General features: G+C 60.4%; 20 protein-coding genes. 18 read left to right on the plus strand and 2 right to left on the minus strand.

Annotated elements, in window-relative coordinates; genetic code table 11:
* Positions 1 to 4: 4 nt before the first annotated feature.
* The 13 genes from rpsE to DMR_RS05720 all read left to right on the plus strand — a co-directional run bounded on the left by rpsE (position 5) and on the right by DMR_RS05720 (position 8,702).
* Positions 5 to 499 (plus strand): 30S ribosomal protein S5, encoded by a 495-nt coding sequence (gene rpsE / locus DMR_RS05665; protein WP_043600155.1) that lies wholly within the window; start codon positions 5 to 7, stop codon positions 497 to 499.
* A gap of 12 nt (positions 500 to 511) precedes the next feature.
* Positions 512 to 691, plus strand: a complete 180-nt coding sequence (gene rpmD, locus DMR_RS05670; protein WP_015859944.1) for a 50S ribosomal protein L30 — start codon at positions 512 to 514, stop codon at positions 689 to 691.
* Entirely contained in the window at positions 688 to 1,167 is a 480-nt protein-coding gene (gene rplO / locus DMR_RS05675; protein ID WP_015859945.1) for a 50S ribosomal protein L15, read from the plus strand. Before rpmD ends, rplO begins: the two co-directional genes overlap by 4 nt.
* A 12-nt stretch (positions 1,168 to 1,179) precedes the next feature.
* Entirely contained in the window at positions 1,180 to 2,493 is a 1,314-nt protein-coding gene (secY, locus tag DMR_RS05680) for a preprotein translocase subunit SecY (RefSeq protein WP_015859946.1), read from the plus strand.
* A 2-nt stretch (positions 2,494 to 2,495) separates the two neighbouring features.
* Positions 2,496 to 3,263 (plus strand): type I methionyl aminopeptidase, encoded by a 768-nt coding sequence (gene map / locus DMR_RS05685; RefSeq protein ID WP_015859947.1) that lies wholly within the window; start codon positions 2,496 to 2,498, stop codon positions 3,261 to 3,263.
* Between the two features lie 58 nt (positions 3,264 to 3,321).
* Positions 3,322 to 3,435: a 50S ribosomal protein L36 gene (gene rpmJ, locus DMR_RS23185; RefSeq protein WP_015859948.1), complete on the plus strand. Its 114-nt coding sequence runs from the start codon at positions 3,322 to 3,324 to the stop codon at positions 3,433 to 3,435.
* A 12-nt stretch (positions 3,436 to 3,447) separates the two neighbouring features.
* On the plus strand, positions 3,448 to 3,819 hold the full coding sequence (rpsM, locus tag DMR_RS05690) for a 30S ribosomal protein S13 (protein ID WP_015859949.1): 372 nt from the start codon (positions 3,448 to 3,450) through the stop codon (positions 3,817 to 3,819).
* 76 nt (positions 3,820 to 3,895) lie between these two features.
* The gene (rpsK, locus tag DMR_RS05695) at positions 3,896 to 4,282 is read left to right on the plus strand and encodes a 30S ribosomal protein S11 (RefSeq protein WP_006920490.1); all 387 of its coding nucleotides are present in this window, start codon (positions 3,896 to 3,898) and stop codon (positions 4,280 to 4,282) included.
* Positions 4,283 to 4,466: 184 nt separating this feature from the next.
* Entirely contained in the window at positions 4,467 to 5,093 is a 627-nt protein-coding gene (gene rpsD, locus DMR_RS05700) for a 30S ribosomal protein S4 (protein ID WP_006920491.1), read from the plus strand.
* Between the two features lie 31 nt (positions 5,094 to 5,124).
* The gene (locus tag DMR_RS05705; RefSeq protein WP_015859950.1) at positions 5,125 to 6,168 is read left to right on the plus strand and encodes a DNA-directed RNA polymerase subunit alpha; all 1,044 of its coding nucleotides are present in this window, start codon (positions 5,125 to 5,127) and stop codon (positions 6,166 to 6,168) included.
* Entirely contained in the window at positions 6,158 to 6,574 is a 417-nt protein-coding gene (gene rplQ, locus DMR_RS05710) for a 50S ribosomal protein L17 (RefSeq protein ID WP_015859951.1), read from the plus strand. The genes DMR_RS05705 and rplQ overlap by 11 nt, the downstream gene beginning before the upstream one ends.
* A 77-nt stretch (positions 6,575 to 6,651) precedes the next feature.
* Positions 6,652 to 7,551, plus strand: a complete 900-nt coding sequence (locus DMR_RS05715) for a selenium metabolism-associated LysR family transcriptional regulator (RefSeq protein ID WP_015859952.1) — start codon at positions 6,652 to 6,654, stop codon at positions 7,549 to 7,551.
* A gap of 290 nt (positions 7,552 to 7,841) precedes the next feature.
* Positions 7,842 to 8,702 (plus strand): sulfotransferase family 2 domain-containing protein, encoded by an 861-nt coding sequence (locus tag DMR_RS05720; protein WP_015859953.1) that lies wholly within the window; start codon positions 7,842 to 7,844, stop codon positions 8,700 to 8,702.
* 345 nt (positions 8,703 to 9,047) lie between these two features.
* Here DMR_RS05720 and DMR_RS05725 read toward each other — a convergent pair whose 3' ends face one another.
* Positions 9,048 to 9,947, minus strand: coding sequence for a flagellin (locus tag DMR_RS05725; RefSeq protein WP_015859954.1), 900 nt, complete (start codon positions 9,945 to 9,947; stop codon positions 9,048 to 9,050).
* Between the two features lie 682 nt (positions 9,948 to 10,629).
* Between DMR_RS05725 and DMR_RS05730 the strand changes: the two genes are divergently transcribed.
* The 5 genes from DMR_RS05730 to DMR_RS05750 all read left to right on the plus strand — a co-directional run bounded on the left by DMR_RS05730 (position 10,630) and on the right by DMR_RS05750 (position 15,423).
* On the plus strand, positions 10,630 to 11,463 hold the full coding sequence (locus tag DMR_RS05730) for a substrate-binding domain-containing protein (protein WP_015859955.1): 834 nt from the start codon (positions 10,630 to 10,632) through the stop codon (positions 11,461 to 11,463).
* 69 nt (positions 11,464 to 11,532) lie between these two features.
* On the plus strand, positions 11,533 to 12,228 hold the full coding sequence (locus tag DMR_RS05735) for an ABC transporter permease (RefSeq protein ID WP_015859956.1): 696 nt from the start codon (positions 11,533 to 11,535) through the stop codon (positions 12,226 to 12,228).
* Entirely contained in the window at positions 12,225 to 12,917 is a 693-nt protein-coding gene (locus tag DMR_RS05740) for an ATP-binding cassette domain-containing protein (protein ID WP_015859957.1), read from the plus strand. The genes DMR_RS05735 and DMR_RS05740 overlap by 4 nt, the downstream gene beginning before the upstream one ends.
* Before the next feature lie 51 nt (positions 12,918 to 12,968).
* A complete protein-coding gene (locus DMR_RS05745) occupies positions 12,969 to 13,718 on the plus strand; it encodes a molybdopterin-guanine dinucleotide biosynthesis protein MobB (RefSeq protein WP_268741121.1) in 750 nt (249 codons plus the stop codon).
* A gap of 247 nt (positions 13,719 to 13,965) precedes the next feature.
* Positions 13,966 to 15,423 carry a sensor histidine kinase gene (locus DMR_RS05750; protein ID WP_015859959.1) on the plus strand — a complete coding sequence of 486 codons (1,458 nt, stop codon included), beginning with the start codon at positions 13,966 to 13,968 and terminating at the stop codon, positions 15,421 to 15,423.
* A 224-nt stretch (positions 15,424 to 15,647) separates the two neighbouring features.
* Here the strand turns inward: DMR_RS05750 and DMR_RS05755 are convergent, their stop codons facing one another.
* Positions 15,648 to 16,163 (minus strand): YgjV family protein, encoded by a 516-nt coding sequence (locus DMR_RS05755; RefSeq protein ID WP_015859960.1) that lies wholly within the window; start codon positions 16,161 to 16,163, stop codon positions 15,648 to 15,650.
* Positions 16,164 to 16,345: the final 182 nt, after the last annotated feature.

Below are 16,345 nucleotides of genomic sequence, written 5' to 3' on the forward strand. Positions count from 1 at the left end.
CGGCATGGAACAGCAATCCGATCTGTCTCAGATCGAAAAGATCGTGTACCTCAATCGCGTCGCCAAGGTCGTCAAGGGCGGCCGTCGGTTCAGCTTCAGCGCCCTGGTCGTCGTCGGCGACGGCAAGGGTTCGGTGGGCTACGGACTGGGCAAGGCCAACGAAGTGCCTGAAGCCATCCGCAAGGCCACGGAACAGGCCCGCAAGGCCATGATCCGGGTGCCCCTGCTCGACGGTACGCTGCCCTACGAGATCCTCGGCCAGTTCGGGGCCGGTCGCGTCATGCTCAAGCCCGCCTCCAAGGGTACCGGCATCATTGCCGGCGGTCCGGTGCGCGCCATCATGGAAGCCTGCGGCGTCCATGACATCTTGACCAAGGCCATCGGCACCAACAATCCGCACAACGTCTTGCGGGCCACCATGGAAGGCTTGGCTTCGCTGCGCAGCGCCGACTCGGTCAGCGCCATGCGCGGCAAGGCCCTGTCCACGCCCCGCAAGTAAGGACGCAACGCCATGGCAAACATTACCGTCAAGCTGGTGAGAAGCCGCTACGGCAACACGCCCAAGCAGCGCGCCACCCTGGCTTCCCTTGGCCTGAAGAAAATCCGCCAGGAACGCTCCTTCGAGAAAACCGACACTCTGGTCGGCATGATCGCGAAGGTCCAACATCTCGTTGAGGTGACCGAGTCATGAAGCTCCACGAGCTCTATCCCTTCCCCGAGGAGCGGGCCAGCCGCAAGCGCGTCGGCCGTGGCCGGGCCACCGGCTGGGGCTGCACCTCCGGTCGCGGCAACAAGGGCCAGAATTCCCGGGCCGGCGCCAAGCACCGCGCCTGGTTCGAAGGCGGCCAGATGCCCATCGCCCGTCGCTTGCCCAAGCGCGGTTTCAAGAACTACCCGTTCAAGGTCGTCTTCCAGCCCATCAATCTGGATCGGCTGCTGGCTTCCTTCGACGGCAAGGACGCCATCACCCTCGACGACATCTATGATCGCGGTCTGGCCCCGGCCGGCGCCTTGGTCAAGATCTTAAGCGTCGGCGAAGTCGCCGCCGCCGTCACCGTCGAGGCCCACAAGTTCAGCGCCAAGGCGGCTGAGAAAATCACCGCCGCCGGCGGCAAGGTCATCGCCCTGGGAACGCCCGAGGCTTTGACCGAAACCCCTACTGAATAAACGGAAGTTGCCGTGGCCCTTACCGGAGTCGAAAATCTGGCCCGTCTGCCGGAGCTGAAAAAAAAGCTCCTTTGGACCTTCCTGCTTGTGGCCGTCTACCGCATCGGCGTGCATGTCCCGGTGCCGGGCGTTGATTCGGCCGCGCTGGCGGATTTCTTCGAAAGCGCCAAGAACACCCTTTTTGGCCTGTTCGACATGTTCTCCGGCGGAGGGCTGCGCAACCTCTCCATCTTCGCCCTGGGGATCATGCCCTACATCTCCGCCTCCATCATCATCCAGCTGCTGACCGTGGTCAGCCCTGAGCTGGCCAAGATGCAGAAGGAGGAGGGCGCCGCCGGGAAGAAAAAGATCACCCAGTACACCCGCTACGGAACGGTGCTCATCACCTGCATCCAGGGCTTCGGCATTGCCGTTGGCCTGGAAAGCATGGCCAGCCCTACGGGCGCGCCGGTGGTGCTCATGCCTGGCTGGGGCTTTCGCCTCATGACCATCATCACGCTGTGCGCCGGCACGGTGTTTCTCATGTGGCTCGGCGAACAGTTGACGGAAAAGGGCATTGGCAACGGCATTTCGCTGATCATCTATTCCGGCATCGTGGCCGGATTGCCGCGCGCCGTGCTCTCCACCTTTGATCTGCTCAAGGCCGGGGAGCTCTCGCCGCTCATGCTTATCCTCATCGTGGCGCTGATGTTGGCCGTTTTGGTCGCCATCGTGTTCATGGAGCGAGGGCAGCGGCGAATTCCCATACAATATGCCAAGCGCATGGTCGGACGGAAAATGTACGGCGGCCAGACCACCCATCTGCCGCTGCGCGTCAACACGGCCGGCGTCATTCCGCCCATTTTCGCCTCCTCGATTCTGCTTTTCCCGGCGACCTTGGGCGAGTTTTCGAGCGTGCCTTGGCTGAAGACCGTGGCCTCCCTGTTCTCGCCGCAGACGATGACCTACAACGTGATCTTTATCGCGCTGATTGTTTTCTTCTGCTATTTCTATACGGCCATTATCTTTGATCCCAATGATATTGCCGAGAACATTCGTAAGCAGGGTGGTTTTATTCCGGGTATCCGGCCCGGGGCCAAGACCAAGGAATACATCGACAAGGTGCTGGTTCGCATCACCCTGTGGGGTTCGATGTACATCTCCGCCGTCTGCGTGTTGCCCATGATGCTGATCCAGCAGTTCAACGTGCCGTTTTATTTCGGCGGCACTTCGCTTTTGATCGTGGTCGGCGTGGCCATGGACTTCATGTCCCAGATCGAGTCGTATCTTATCTCCCGTCAGTATGAAGGCCTCATGCAGAAGGGGAGAATCAAGGGCAGGCAGTAGGTTTGAAAAAGGTCAGGGGGATCTACCTCAAAAACGACCTTGAACTGGCCTCCATGCGGGAAGCCTGCCGCATCGTGGCCGTGATCCTGCGGGATCTGTCCGAAGCGGTGAAGCCTGGCGTGACCACCATGACCTTCGAACAGCTGGCGCTGAAGCGCTGCGCGGATTTCAAGGTCAAGCCAGGGTTCCTGGGCATGTACGGGTTTCCTTTTGCCCTGTGCTGCTCGGTCAATGAGGAAGTCGTTCACGGCTTTCCATCCGACCGAGTGCTCAAAGAAGGGGACCTGGTCAGCTTCGACATGGGCGTGGTCTACGACGGTTTTTACGGAGACGCCGCCACCACGGTTCCGGTTGGCGAGATAAGTCCCGAGAAAGCCAAGCTTTTGCAGGTGACTCGGGAAAGTCTGGCAAAGGGCATCGCCGAGGCCATATCCGGCAATGACCTGTATGACATTTCGCGGGCCGTGCAAAAACATGTTGAAGGCCATGGCCTAAGTGTTGTAAGACGGTTCGTTGGTCACGGCATTGGGAGGAAGCTCCACGAAAAGCCCGAAATTCCCAATTTCGAGCCCAAGGACGCGCCTCGCGTCCCGCTTCTTCCCGGGATGGTGCTCGCCATCGAACCCATGGTGACGGCGGGTGGACCCGACGTCGAAGTGTTGTCCGACAATTGGACGGCCGTGACGAAAGATCGCAGCCTGTCCGCGCATTTCGAGCATACGGTGGCTGTGACCAAAAACGGTCCTCGGATTTTAAGCCTGGCTGATTGACGCGACCGACGCCCGCGCGGCCTCGGTCGTTTCCGTCGCCAGGAGACGGAGAGATGGCATGAAAGTGAGACCTTCGGTGAAAAAACTTTGTCCCAAGTGCAAAATCATCCGGCGTCACGGCGTTGTGCGGGTGATCTGCGATAACCCCCGGCACAAGCAACGTCAGGGATAACGGAGGAACGTCGTGGCCAGAATCGCGGGAGTCGACCTTCCCAAGAACAAGCGGATGGACATTGCGCTGACCTATATCTTCGGCATCGGCCGTACCACGGCCCTGCGCATCCTCGAAAGCACCGGCGTTGATTGGACGAAAAATTCCGACGCCCTGACTTCTGAGGAAACCAACAATATCCGCAAGGAACTCGAAGCCAACTACAAGGTCGAGGGCGATCTGCGGCGTGAAATCACCGCCGGCATCAAGCGCCTCATGGACATCGGTTGCTATCGGGGCCTGCGTCACCGCCGGGGCCTGCCCTGTCGCGGACAGCGCACCCACACCAATTCGCGTACCCGCAAGGGACCGCGTCGTGGTGTGATGGCCAAGAAGAAGAAGTAACCTTTCGCGGACGCGTTTATAAGCGTCCGCTGCAACACGGCAACACGCCCCAAACGGGCTTTTTGGAGATACGCGTATGGCGAAACCGCGCCGCACCGGCAAAAAGGAACGCAAGAACATTCCCGTGGGCGTGGCCCACATTCAGGCCACGTTCAACAATACCATCGTGACCTTCACCGATCAGAAGGGCAACGTGGTCAGCTGGGCCACCTCCGGTGGGGCTGGTTTCAAGGGGTCGCGCAAGTCCACCCCGTTTGCCGCCCAGGTCGCCGCAGAAAACGCCGCGCGCAAGGCCCAGGAAAACGGCATGCGCACCGTCGGCGTTTTGGTGAAAGGGCCGGGGTCCGGACGTGAGGCCGCCATGCGCGCCATTCACAACGCCGGGTTCAAGATCAGCTACATCCGCGATATTACGCCCATCCCCCACAACGGCTGCCGTCCGCCCAAGCGGCGTCGCGTCTAGTTGGAGCGGATGGCCGAGGGCACGGTTCCCTCGGCGGCACAGCGGTATTTTATACGACCAGGCCTCCAGACCGGGGCCTGGCTCATTATTCGGTCCCACCCGGCGCAAACATGCCTCGGAGGACCGACACACGCGGGGAAACGGTCATAAAGGCCGCCCCGCGGCACATCGAGGAGGAACGACCTTGGCACGTTATACTGAAGCGAAATGCCGGATTTGCCGCCGGGAAGGGGCCAAGCTGTTTTTGAAGGGCGACCGGTGCTACACCGACAAGTGCGCCCATGAGCGCCGCCCCTATGCCCCTGGCCAGCATGGCCGAATTCGCAAAAAAATGAGTGATTACGCCGTCCAGCTGCGCGAGAAGCAGAAGACCCGCAAGATGTACGGCATTCTGGAAGAGCAGTTCCGCGACTACTTCAAGCGCGCGGACATGCAAAAGGGCGTCACCGGCGAAAACCTGCTTTCCGCCCTGGAACGCCGCCTGGACAACACGATCTACCGTCTGGGTTTCGCCACCTCGCGCAACCAGGCCCGGCAGCTCGTGCGTCACGGCCTGTTCACCTTAAACGGTCGTCGCGTGAACATCCCGTCCTTGCAGGTCAAGGTCGGCGACGTCATCGAAGTCCGTGAACGCAACCGGCAGTCGCCCATCATCCTGGAAGCCCAGCAGGTCATCGCCCGTCGCGGCACCCCGGCCTGGCTCGAGGTTGAAGGCGAGAAGCTCAAAGGCAAGGTCATCGCGCTGCCCACCCGCGAGGACGTGCAGTTCCCGATCAACGAGCAGCTCATCGTCGAGCTTTACTCCAAGTAATCGGCAAAGACCCTTTGCCTAAGGTGACGCCATGTTGACTCGTAACGGCCAAAGGCTCATCAACTCCCGCAACTGGACCGAACTCGTCAAGCCCGAAGTCCTGGACAAGGACCCGAGCTCCACCGAGACCTTCGGACGGTTCGTGTGCGAGCCCCTGGAACGCGGGTTCGGCACGACGCTCGGCAATGCCCTGCGTCGCGTGCTCCTGTCGTCCCTGCAGGGCGCGGCCATCGTCGCCGCCCGCATCGAAGGGGTGCAGCACGAATTCTCCACGATTCCGGGAGTCATTGAGGATGTCACCGAGATCATCCTCAATCTCAAGCAGGTGCGGCTGGCCATGGCCACCGACGAGCCCCAGCGGCTCACCCTGCTCGCCAAGGAAAAGGGCGAAGTTCGGGCCAGCGCCATTCAGGGCAATCACAACGTCTCGGTGCTGTCCGAGGACGTCTTGATCGCCACCCTTTCCGAAGACCGCGATTTCCGCATCGACCTCGAAGTGCGCATGGGCAAGGGCTATGTCCCGGCCGACATGCACGAAGGGCTCGAATCCGAAATCGGCCTGATCCTCCTGGATGCGAGCTTCTCGCCGGTGAAGAAGGTGGCCTACACCATCGAACAGGCCCGCGTCGGCCAGATGACCAACTACGACAAGCTCGTGTTGGAAGTCACCACCGACGGCTCCATCGCCCCTGAGGACGCCATTTCCTACAGCGCCAAGATCCTCAAGGATCAACTCACGGTTTTCATCAATTTCGACGAGAAGGAATCCGAGGCGGAGAAGAATCGGCGTCGTGACGACATCGAGCTCAACCCCAGCCTGTTTAAAAGCATCGACGAACTTGAGCTCTCCGTGCGCGCCACCAACTGCCTGAAGTCCGCCAACATCCAGACCGTTGGCGAGCTCATGCAGAAAACCGAACACGAGATGCTCAAGACCAAGAACTTCGGCAAGAAATCCTTTGAGGAAATCCGCCGCGTTCTCGAGGATATGGGTCTCGAATTCGGTATGCGCATCGAGAACTTCGACCAAAAATACCAGGAATGGCTCAAGAGGAAGCAGACCGATGAGGCATAACAAATCCGGACGCAAACTTGGCAGGACCGCCGCGCACCGCAAGGCCATGCTGCGCAATATGGCTCGTTCGCTGCTGATCCATGAGCGGATCCGCACCACCGAACACAAGGCCAAGGAACTTCGCGGCGTTGTTGAGCAGCTTGTCACCCTGGCCCAGACCGACAGCGTTCACGCTCGTCGCATGGCCTACAAGGTGCTCGAAAATCACCAGCTCGTGGCCCGGCTCTTCAATGAGATCGGCCCGCGCTTCACGGGTCAGCCCGGCGGTTACACCCGCGTGGTCAAGATGAGCCTGCCCCGAGCCGGCGACTGCGCCGCCATGGCGATCATCGAATTGACCAAGCTGGCCGGGGCCGCCCCCGCCGGCCAGGAACAGGCTCCCAAGGACGCTTCTTCCGAGGCCTAGAGCAGACATCGTCAAAGCAGGGCCCTCGCGGCCCTGCTTTTTTTTGACCAGATGGATCAGTTTTTTCGATAGGGGGTATGGTCAAGATGGATGTCCGCCGGCTCCAGGCCTTTGCTAAAGTCTACGAGCTACGCAGTTTTTCCCGTGCCGGCGAAGAACTGTTGCTGTCCCAGCCTACGATCAGCGCCCATATTTCCGCTCTGGAAGAGGAGCTTGAAACCCAACTTTTCGACCGTCTTGGCCGGACCGTGCTGCCGACCCAAGCCGGCGACGTCCTGTACCGCTACTGCACCACCATCTTTACGCAGCTCGACCATGCCAAAGCTGACATCATGGCCCTGTCAGCCCGTGTTGCCGGCGAGCTGGTCATTGGCGGCAGCACCATCCCGGCCCACTACATCATCCCCCGCTTGGTGGCCCGTTACGTGGACGCGTATCCCGAGGTCCGGGTGGACATGACCGGCGGCGACACCAGCGAGATCGCGCAGAAAGTGGCCGATGGCACGGTCCATGTCGGCATTGTCGGCGCGCCGGCGCCGTATCCCGAACTGGTCAGTCTGCCCTATCTTGATGATGCCCTCGTTGTCGTGGCGCCGGCATCCCTGTCCTTGCCGGACATGACCGAGAGCGGGTGGCAGGACCGTTTGGCCGGTTTGCCCTGGATCATGCGTGAGCAGGGGTCAGGCACGCGCCAGACGTTGGAGGCGTCTTTTGCCAAGGGCGGCATGGATATTCGGAACATCAGTCCGGTGCTGGTTGTGCATTCTTCCCTGGCCGTCCTGGAATGCGTTGAGGCTGGGCTAGGGGTGGCCGCCGTATCCACATTGGCCGCAAAGACGTATTTGGAGCGTGGAACCGTAGCGGGTCTGGAGGTGCCGCATTTGGACATGCGGCGTAGTTTTTATGTTATCCATCATGGAAAACGCTATCTTTTTCCTGCATTACGCGCTTTTCTCAAAATATGTGGTTTCGCTTAGGCCGATTTGCCATTTTGACGGCAAGTTGTTTATAAAAAATTCGGCAGGTAAATACCCTGGCTGCATTGACGATAAATCGGAAAGACCGTGGATGGACTATTACTCAGAGCATGAAATACCTAACAACCTGTTGGTGGCGATTGGCGTCTTGCCTTGATCCTTGACGGTCAACGAAAATAAGGGATTAGATGTCAAGTGCACTCAGTAATAAGTATTTCACCTAACCATTTGTTGAGTTGATATGTTGAAATACTGTCCATTGCAGTTGAAACTTCAAAGGCAAGGCAGTAATGCTTCGCTGTTTGTGGTGCTTTATGTGTAAGCCCTTTTGCTTTCTTCATTTGCCAAGAACAGCCGGGACAACGCTAAATAAAGTATTGTCGCAAAATTTTGAGAAAGACGCAATTATATCTCTATATAAAAGAGAAGAATTTGAACGGTATAAAGAAATTTCTTTGGAAAACTTCCAAAGAATAAAGCTCATACAAGGTCATGTTTTGCTGCAAAATTATGACCCACCCCAGATGTATTCATCTGATGTCAATGTTTTCACTTTTTTACGTGAACCAGTTGCGCGGATACAGTCTGAGTACTTTTTCTTGAAGCAGTGGAAGTTTAGTCATATGTATGAAATTATCCATAATAATAACATGTCTTTTGTTGATTATGTAACCAGTGACTTAAGCAAGGTAAGGTATAAAGGTAAAAATTTCATGACGCGTGCAATTTCCGGCGAAGACCTGGCTTCATCGGGCGCACGTCAGAAGGCGCTGTCTCAGGCTAAAAAACATCTTGAAAAGCAGTTTGTTTTTTTTGGCATACAGGAACGGTTTGATGAGAGTCTTGTGATGTTGAGCAAAGTATTGCTTCTGAAAAATATCCTGTATGAAAGAAGAAATGTCTTGTCCGAAAAGTGCAAGGAAACGTTATCTTCTCATGATGTTGAGATCGCCACGAGTTATAATGCACTTGATATTGAGCTTTATCAGTTCGCTTGCGATTTGTTTGAAGATAGGCTTGCTTCCAAGCGTGTCGTGACGCCTGCTGAAATCAAAGTCTTTACGACTATGAACGCCAAGTATCAAAGATTATGTGATCTCCTCAATAAAAAAAGCGGAATCCAGCCAGGCGAAATTATGCTGCCGAAGTAAAGTCCGATCACGGCGGGGGCACGGGCCGTCCGGGTGAAGCCTCCTGACCGGACAGGAGCCTGTGCCTCAAGGCAGTGCCTCCTGCCTGGGCCCACGGCTGCAGTGGCGCACAGCTTTCGAGGCTGTTGAGCTAGGATGGGCCTGTCGTTGGCTCTTGATGTTGATTCCCCTTGCCGCCTCCAACCTGGCCCGTGTCGCAACAGCGATGATCCGGTCGCTTCTTCTTGGACTTGCTGCAGCCCGCCTCTGGGCGTTCCCTCGGGTCTTGATCGGTCCGCGTCAATGACAAAGCCCGCCTGGTTTCCCGGGCGGGCTTTTGGTGTTTGCTGGCGGGCCGGCTGGCTACTAACCGCCGATGAGCTGCATGGCCATCTTCGGCATGGAGTTGGCCTGGGAGAGCATGGCCACTGCCGACTGGGTCAGAATCTGGTTGCGCACGAACTGGGTCATTTCCGTGGCCACATCGACGTCGGAGATCTGCGACTCGGCGGCCTGGAGGTTTTCGGCCTGGATCTGCAGGTTGGAGATGGTGTTCTCCAGCCGGTTCTGCAGCGCGCCGAGGTTGGCGCGGATCTTGTCCTTGGAGACGATGGCGTCCTTGATGGCGTCGAGGGCGAGCTGGGCCAGTTCCTGGGTGGAGATGCTGCGTCCGGCCTGGTCGGTGGAGGACGCGGCGCCGATGCCCAGGCCGAAGGCCGAAGCGGTGGAGGTGCCGATCTGGACGTAGTAGTAGTCTTCCGAGGACTCGTTGCCGGAGCCGAAATGCACCTTCATCTTGCCGGTGGAAGTCGAGGTGGAACCATCGTGCGTGGCGCCGGACAGGTTGCCGTTGAGCAGGTAGATGCCGTTGAAGTCCGTGGCGTTGGCGATTCGGGTGATTTCCGAGGCCATGGCCTGGTATTCCGAGTCGATGATGAGACGCTGGTCCGAGGTGTAGGTGCCGGTGGAAGCCTGTTCCGCCAGTTCCTTCATGCGGATGAGCTTTTCATCGATGACCTGGAGCGCGCCGTCCGCCGTCTGGATCATGGAGATGGCGTCGTTGGCGTTGCGCACGCCCTGGTTGATGGCTGAAATGTCGGCCCGCATAAGCTCGCGGATGGCGAGGCCGGCGGCGTCGTCGGCGGCGGTGTTGATGCGAAGGCCCGAAGACAGCCTCTGGGTCGAAGTGGCCAGCGCACCGTACGAGTTGGACAGGTTACGGGCGGCATTGGCGGCCATCATATTGTGATTGATAACGAGCGACATGGCTTTTCCTCCTTGAAAAGTGTGTGCATCCAGCTTGTTTCCCATGAAGGCGAGAGCATCGCCGGCGGCATGGGGTGTTTTTGACGACTACGGCTTGCGCCGGTTTGCTCCCGAAGGTTGATCCTGTATGGTGAGCCTCCTTTACCAGGAAATCTTTCAAGCGGCTTTGCCTTCAGTGGCGGCTGCTTTGACTCACCTATCGGCGGCTCTGAAAAACCCTTTAGTCATTTTTTTCTCTGAAGAATGGAAAAATAGTGTAAACAAGAGATCTGAAACACGGCGATATTTCACGGTTCTGGAGAAGAGCCGTGGGACGGTGCACGTAATTTCAGCTGGTTAGCTTGGCGATGTGGAGATGTTGCAGAGAAGGTATAAAATACAGGCTGTTCACGACTCCTATCGGATGCTTTAATGATCCCATTAGGCGGCAAAGCGTTTTTTTTCGAGAAATTTGGTCGCCAGTTTGGTTGCCGTTGCCGCAAGCGCTCAAGGTTTGCCGCTTCTGGAGCCGGCAGATGCGACGGCCCTGGCGAGGAGCCGTGTACTGAAGACGGGATTGTCGGCGAATCAAGTCGGCGGAGGGGAGCTGCTGACCGACTGGCGGTGGTGTCGGCTTGCTATGTGAAAGATTCTATGTCACTGTAGTTATTATGTTAAGTTAAATTTGACAGAGGAGAACACGATGTATGCAACCATGTTTGGCCGGTTGGTTCTGGTCTTGTCCCTGTCCTTGTTATTTTCTGGTTCTGCCCTGGCCGCCGGCGAGGCGCTCATGATGGCCACCACCACGAGTACCGACGACACCGGGCTGTTGCCGGTGCTGGGCGAGGCCTTCAAGAAGGACACGGGGATCGAGCTCAAGTGGGTGGCCGTGGGCACCGGCAAGGCCCTGGAACACGGCAAGAACTGCGATGTGGATGTGTTGCTCGTCCACGCCCCGGCGGCCGAGAAGAAATTCGTTGAAGAGGGCAACGGGACCAAACGCATCGAAGTCATGTACAACGACTTCATCGTCGTCGGTCCGGCCGAGGACCCGGCCAAGATCAAGGGCAAGACGGCCGGCGAAGCCCTGGCCGCCATCGCCGCGGCCACGGCCCCGTTCATCAGCCGTGGCGACGATTCCGGCACCCACAAGATGGAACAGTCCTTGTGGAAGGGCGCGGGGCTGGCGCTGCCCGACAAGGAGACCTGGTACGTCTCGGCCGGCCAGGGCATGATGGCCACCCTCAACATGGCCGGCGAACGCAAGGGCTACACCCTGGTCGACCGGGGCACCTACATCTCTTACGAGGATCAGGCCAAGGGCAAGCCGGCCCTGGTGGTACTGGTGGAGGGAGATAAGCCGTTGCTCAACCAGTACAGCGTTATTCCGGTCAATCCGGCCAAATGCGAGAAGGTGAAGATCAAGGAAGCCCAGATCTTCTCCGACTGGCTGGCTTCACCCAAGGGCCAGAAGGTCGTCGGCGACTTCACGGTCAAGGGCAAGAAGCTTTTCACCCCCAACGCCGCCAAGTAGCGCGGCAGCCAAACGACACCCGGGCGCGCCGGCCGTTGACGCCGGCGCGCCCGACTGCCAAAATACCCCATGGACTACATCCTCGACGGTTTGCGCCAGGCGCTCGAACTGCTCTTGGGCGGCGATCCCGCCACCTTTTCCGCCGTCTGGACCACCGTGATGGTCTCCCTGGAAGCCGTGGCCGCCACCCTGGTCCTGGGAACGCCGGCCGGCTTTGCGCTGGGCTACGGCGATTTTCCCGGCAAGCGCACCATTCGGATGGTGGTGGAAACCTTTTTGGCCTTTCCGACCGTGGTCATCGGCCTTGTGGTCTACGCCTTCATCTCCCGGCGCGGTCCGCTTGGCGAACTGGGCCTTTTATTCACCGTGCCGGGCATGGCCGTGGGCCTGACCATCCTCGGGCTGCCCATCGTCATCGCGCTCACCGCCCAGGCCGTGGAGAACCTCGACCCCCGGCTGCGGCCCACCCTGCTGACGCTCGGGGCCGGCCCCAGTCAGGTCTTTTTCGCCACCCTGGGCGAGGCCCGCTTTGGGCTTTTGCTCGCCGCCACCGCCGCCTTTGGCCGCATCTTCTCCGAGATCGGCATTTCCATGATGCTTGGCGGCAACATCAAATGGTCCACCCGCACCATCACCACGGCCATCGCCCTGGAGACCGGCAAGGGGGAATTCGCCACCGGCATCGCCCTGGGGATCGTGCTTATGATCATCGCCTTTGCCGTCAACATGGCCGCCTCGGCCTTCCGTCGCCGGTCGGCCGCATGAACGCCCTCTACGAACTCTCGAACCTGGTCCAACGCTACGGCGGGCGCGAGGTGCTGCGCCTGGACGACTTGGCCGTGCCCGAGGGCGCGATCATCGGGCTTGTGGGGCCAAACGGCGGCGGCAAGTCCACCTTGCTGCGGCTGCTGGCCTTTCTCGAAACGCCGGCCCAGGGCACGATCCTCTACCGGGGCGAGCCGACCGGGGGCCGGGAGTACGCCCTTCGCGGCGAGGTGACCTGCTTTCCCCAGGAGCCGTATCTGCTCAAGCGTTCGGTGCGGGCCAACGTGGCCTTTGGGCTGGAGGCGCGCGGTGCGTCGGACGTGGGCGAGCGGGTGGAAACGGCCTTGGCCCTGGTGGGCCTCGATCCGGCCCGGTTCGCCGGGCGCATGTGGCATCAGCTTTCCGGCGGCGAGGTCAAGCGCGTGGCCCTGGCCGCCCGGCTGGCCTTGCGGCCCCGGGCGCTGCTTCTGGATGAGCCCACGGCCAACCTCGACCGCGACAGCGCCGAACTGGTGCGCCGGGCCGTGACCACCGCCCGGGAGCGCCACGGCACGACCCTGGTCATCAGCGGTCACGACCACGAGTGGCTCAAAGCCATCTGCGACGATATGCTGTGGATTCGCGACGGGCAGCTCGCCGCGCCCGCGCGCGAGGTCGGACACGTCGAATGGCCGCAGCCGGCCGCCTGACGCCGCCCGGGCTGGGCCGGAGCAGCTTTCCCTTGGACAGCCAGCGCCGCCGTGGCGTCTTGTCCTGACGACAACCTCTGCAAGGAGAAAAGCGCCATGAAGGGCGTTCAGATTCTGGGCTTCAAGAAATCCGGCAAGACCACCCTGTGCGAGGCTTTGCTGGCCGAATTGGCCGGTCGGGGCGTGGCCCCGTGCGCGCTCAAGTGCACGCACAACCCGGGCATCGACAAGCAGGACACCGACACCGACCGGTTCATGGCCCACTGCCGCACCGTGGGGGCCGTGGCCGGCTCCGAGAGCGCGCTGTTTTTCAATACCCCGCGCAAGCTCTCGGACATGCTGGCCCTGCTCGACGGCGAGGTGCTGGTCATGGAGGGGGGGCGGGAACATGCCGTGGCCCCGCGCGTGCTGGTGCTGCGCGAACCGGCCGAAGCGGCCCAGCTGTCCGATCCGGGCATGGTGCTGGGGACTTTCGGCGAGGTGCGCGCCCCGGGGCTGCCCCATATCGAATCCGTTGCCGCCCTGGCCGATCTGGCCCTTGAGCGCGGCTTCGTGCTGCCGGCCCTGGACTGCGCCGCCTGCGGCCGGGACGACTGCGCCAGCCTGGCCGCCGACATTATGGCCGGCCGGGCCACGCCGGGCGACTGCGCCACCACCCAGGTGGCCATGGCCGTCAGCGTGGGTGGCAGGCGCCTGACGCTCAACCCCTTCGTGGAGCGCATCCTGGCCTCGGGTATCCGGGGGCTTGTCTCCGAACTCAAGGGATTCGGGCCGGGCGCTGTTGAGATCCGCATCGACTGACTTCATGGCGCGTCCATGAAAAGCGCCTATGGCGCGACTTAGACGGCTATATGCAATAGTTTGTTTTTTCTTAAAAAATACTATCGTATTGTTTGCGGGACGTGCCGCGAGCGGGCTGGGCGGCCGCGTCCGGCCCGGCTCCATGCAATCGTCGCGTGGCGGTTTTATGGCCGTCACGCCGGGATCGTATTGTCTTTGGCCGGCTTCGGGCGTATTGTGAAATAAACCGCTACCTGGAGGGTTCGCGATGACCAGCGCCTGGGACGACGACGTCGCCGGCATGGGGTTCGATCCCGGCCCGGCCGGGGACCCGGCCATTCTGGACCGCCAGGTTATCGACGCCGTGGCCCGTCGCATCCATCAGAAGATGGACGACTACGAGGCCTACAACTTCTCGACCAAGCAGAGTATCTCGCTCAACGTCTTTTTCGATCTGGCCCAGGAATTTCCCCACGTCGAGCATCTCTATGCCGTGTGTCTGCTCATCCCCAAGATGTTTTTCGACATCGAATGCAACCTCTATGTCCTGGACAGCAAGAGCGGGGCGATCCGGCGCTGCGCCTACAGCTGCGCCGACGCCGACGCCGGGGAGCTGGCCGATCTGCCCTTTGCCCGCAAGACCACCATCCGCGACGACCGGCTCTTCATTCCCATCAAGGGCAACCATGAGCTGATTTCCCAGCTGCCCTTCACCCCGCGCGAAGACGTCTTCGGCATGTTGGAAATCTACCCGGTCAGCCGGCTCTCCGAGCATGACCGGCTGTTTTTCGAGCGCTACGCCAACCGCTTCGGCTACCAGCTGCACAACCGCATCCTGGCCACCAAGAACAAGGAGCATCTCCAGTTCATCCGCAGCCTGGTCAAGGACATCGGCCACAACGTCATTGTCCCCAACATCTATTTCAAGCTCTATTACAAGCGGCTGCGCTCCAAGATTGATCTGCTCAAGTTCTTCGAATGGAAGCTCAAGCAGTTTTTCGAGGGCGAGGCCGAGCCGGCCGCCGCGGCCGCCCTGGAAGAAGACCTGCCGGCCACCCGGGAAAAACTGCTGCGCGACCTCGGCTATATCCACGAAGGGCTTATGGACCAGTATCGCCAGATACTGACCCATTACGAGCAGACGAGTCTGTTTTTGGAGACGCTCCTGCGGCGTTCGCACTTCGAGGAAGGCCGCTACGTGCTGGAGAAGCGGGCCTGCAACTTCAAAAAACAGGTCATCGACTTGCAGCTGGAGCGTTACCGGCCGCGTTTCGAGGAGCGCGGCATCGAGATCGACACGTCCCTTGGCGGCGTGCCGGATCAGGAAGTCGAGGTGGTGGTGGACATCGGACTGGTCAGCCAGGTCTACGCCAACCTTTTCTCCAACGCGGTCAAGTACACCCGCGAGGTGACGGACCCGGCTTCGGGCCAGCGGCGGCGTTTCATTTCTTTTGGCTGGGAACGCAAGGAGAATTTCTTCGGTCCGGGCAAGGACGGCATCAAGCTCAACGTCTTTACTTCCGGTCCGGCCATTCCGCCCGAGACCGCCGCCCATCTGTTCGAGGAGGGCGTGCGGGGCGAGAACGCCTCGGGCGAGTACGGCACCGGACATGGCCTGTATTTCATCCGCGAGGTGGTGCGGCTGCATGGCGGCGTGGAGGGCTATGAGGCCACGGCCCTGGGCAATAATTTCTTTTTCGTCCTGCCCATGGACCCGCTGGTCTGATCGGCCCTTCGGCCGCCTTCCCCCTCCCTCGCAGCGTTTCCGCCGCCCCCCTCTTTACCCATTTGGGGGGTCCGGGGCCTCAGGCCCCGGCCGCCGGAGGCACTCTTTTTTCTCTCCGTCTCCCCGCTCCTTGCCGCGTTTCCGCCGCTCCCTCCTTCACCCATTTGGGGGGTCCGGGGGCCTCAGGCCCCCGGCCGCCGGAGGCACTCTTTCTCTTCCTCCTCTTATTCTTTCTCTCTCACTTTCACCTTCTGCGCCCGCCACAGTCGCCACATGGTGTTGCCGTTGACCAGGGCGATGATGGTTTCGAGCAGCGTGCCGCCGATGGAGCCGGTGGCAATGTTGTTGGACAGCCAGCACAGGGTGGCGAAGAAGAGCAGTCCGCGCAGTTTCAGGCCAGAGAGGAAAAACGCGGCCCAGGTGCCGGAGCAGCCGGCGGCGATGGCGAAGACGGCTGTCCAGCCGTGGGCCAGGTAAACGCCGACGATGAGGTTGGCGGCCAGGAAGAAGCCGGCCAGCCAGGGCGAGCGGGTTTTGAGCGAAACGAACATGCGCACGGCGGACAGGGCGGCGGAAAACGAGGCGGCGTTGTTGCCGAGCCAGGCGAAGTGCACGGTGTAGGCCAGGCATTCCACGGCGATGAGCGTTTTAAGCTTCCAGTCGATGCGCTGAATGAAGGCGATGACGCCAAGCACGAAGGCGAGGTAGCCCACGAGCTGGGCCGGCGAGGTGAAATCCATGAGGCGTCCTTGCGGCTGGCGCGACGTGACAGGCGACAGCGTTGAAACACACGGGCGGCGGGGAGGCGCGCGCAAGGCGCATCAAACCCGGACAAGGGCCGGAGGTCCGGTCCGGCCGGGCGCGGGAAGCGCAAGGGACGGACAGGGCGAGGCGGCCGACACGATAGGCCCGGACGTCGAGA

The sequence above is a fragment of the Solidesulfovibrio magneticus RS-1 genome (assembly GCF_000010665.1).
Lineage (GTDB): Bacteria > Desulfobacterota > Desulfovibrionia > Desulfovibrionales > Desulfovibrionaceae > Solidesulfovibrio > Solidesulfovibrio magneticus.

Excerpts from the sequence above, each read along its gene's own strand:
- rpsK (WP_006920490.1), top strand. The coding sequence starts at position 3,896 with ATGGCGAAACCGCGCCGCACCGGCAAAAAGGAACGCAAGAACATTCCC.
- DMR_RS05730 (WP_015859955.1), top strand. The coding sequence starts at position 10,630 with ATGTATGCAACCATGTTTGGCCGGTTGGTTCTGGTCTTGTCCCTGTCC.
- rpmJ (WP_015859948.1), top strand. The coding sequence starts at position 3,322 with ATGAAAGTGAGACCTTCGGTGAAAAAACTTTGTCCCAAGTGCAAAATC.
- DMR_RS05725 (WP_015859954.1), bottom strand. The coding sequence starts at position 9,947 with ATGTCGCTCGTTATCAATCACAATATGATGGCCGCCAATGCCGCCCGT.
- rpsE (WP_043600155.1), top strand. The coding sequence starts at position 5 with ATGGAACAGCAATCCGATCTGTCTCAGATCGAAAAGATCGTGTACCTC.
- DMR_RS05740 (WP_015859957.1), top strand. The coding sequence starts at position 12,225 with ATGAACGCCCTCTACGAACTCTCGAACCTGGTCCAACGCTACGGCGGG.
- rplQ (WP_015859951.1), top strand. The coding sequence starts at position 6,158 with ATGAGGCATAACAAATCCGGACGCAAACTTGGCAGGACCGCCGCGCAC.
- DMR_RS05750 (WP_015859959.1), top strand. The coding sequence starts at position 13,966 with ATGACCAGCGCCTGGGACGACGACGTCGCCGGCATGGGGTTCGATCCC.
- rpmD (WP_015859944.1), top strand. The coding sequence starts at position 512 with ATGGCAAACATTACCGTCAAGCTGGTGAGAAGCCGCTACGGCAACACG.
- DMR_RS05715 (WP_015859952.1), top strand. The coding sequence starts at position 6,652 with ATGGTCAAGATGGATGTCCGCCGGCTCCAGGCCTTTGCTAAAGTCTAC.
- rplO (WP_015859945.1), top strand. The coding sequence starts at position 688 with ATGAAGCTCCACGAGCTCTATCCCTTCCCCGAGGAGCGGGCCAGCCGC.
- DMR_RS05720 (WP_015859953.1), top strand. The coding sequence starts at position 7,842 with ATGCTTCGCTGTTTGTGGTGCTTTATGTGTAAGCCCTTTTGCTTTCTT.
- DMR_RS05755 (WP_015859960.1), bottom strand. The coding sequence starts at position 16,163 with ATGGATTTCACCTCGCCGGCCCAGCTCGTGGGCTACCTCGCCTTCGTG.
- DMR_RS05735 (WP_015859956.1), top strand. The coding sequence starts at position 11,533 with ATGGACTACATCCTCGACGGTTTGCGCCAGGCGCTCGAACTGCTCTTG.
- DMR_RS05705 (WP_015859950.1), top strand. The coding sequence starts at position 5,125 with ATGTTGACTCGTAACGGCCAAAGGCTCATCAACTCCCGCAACTGGACC.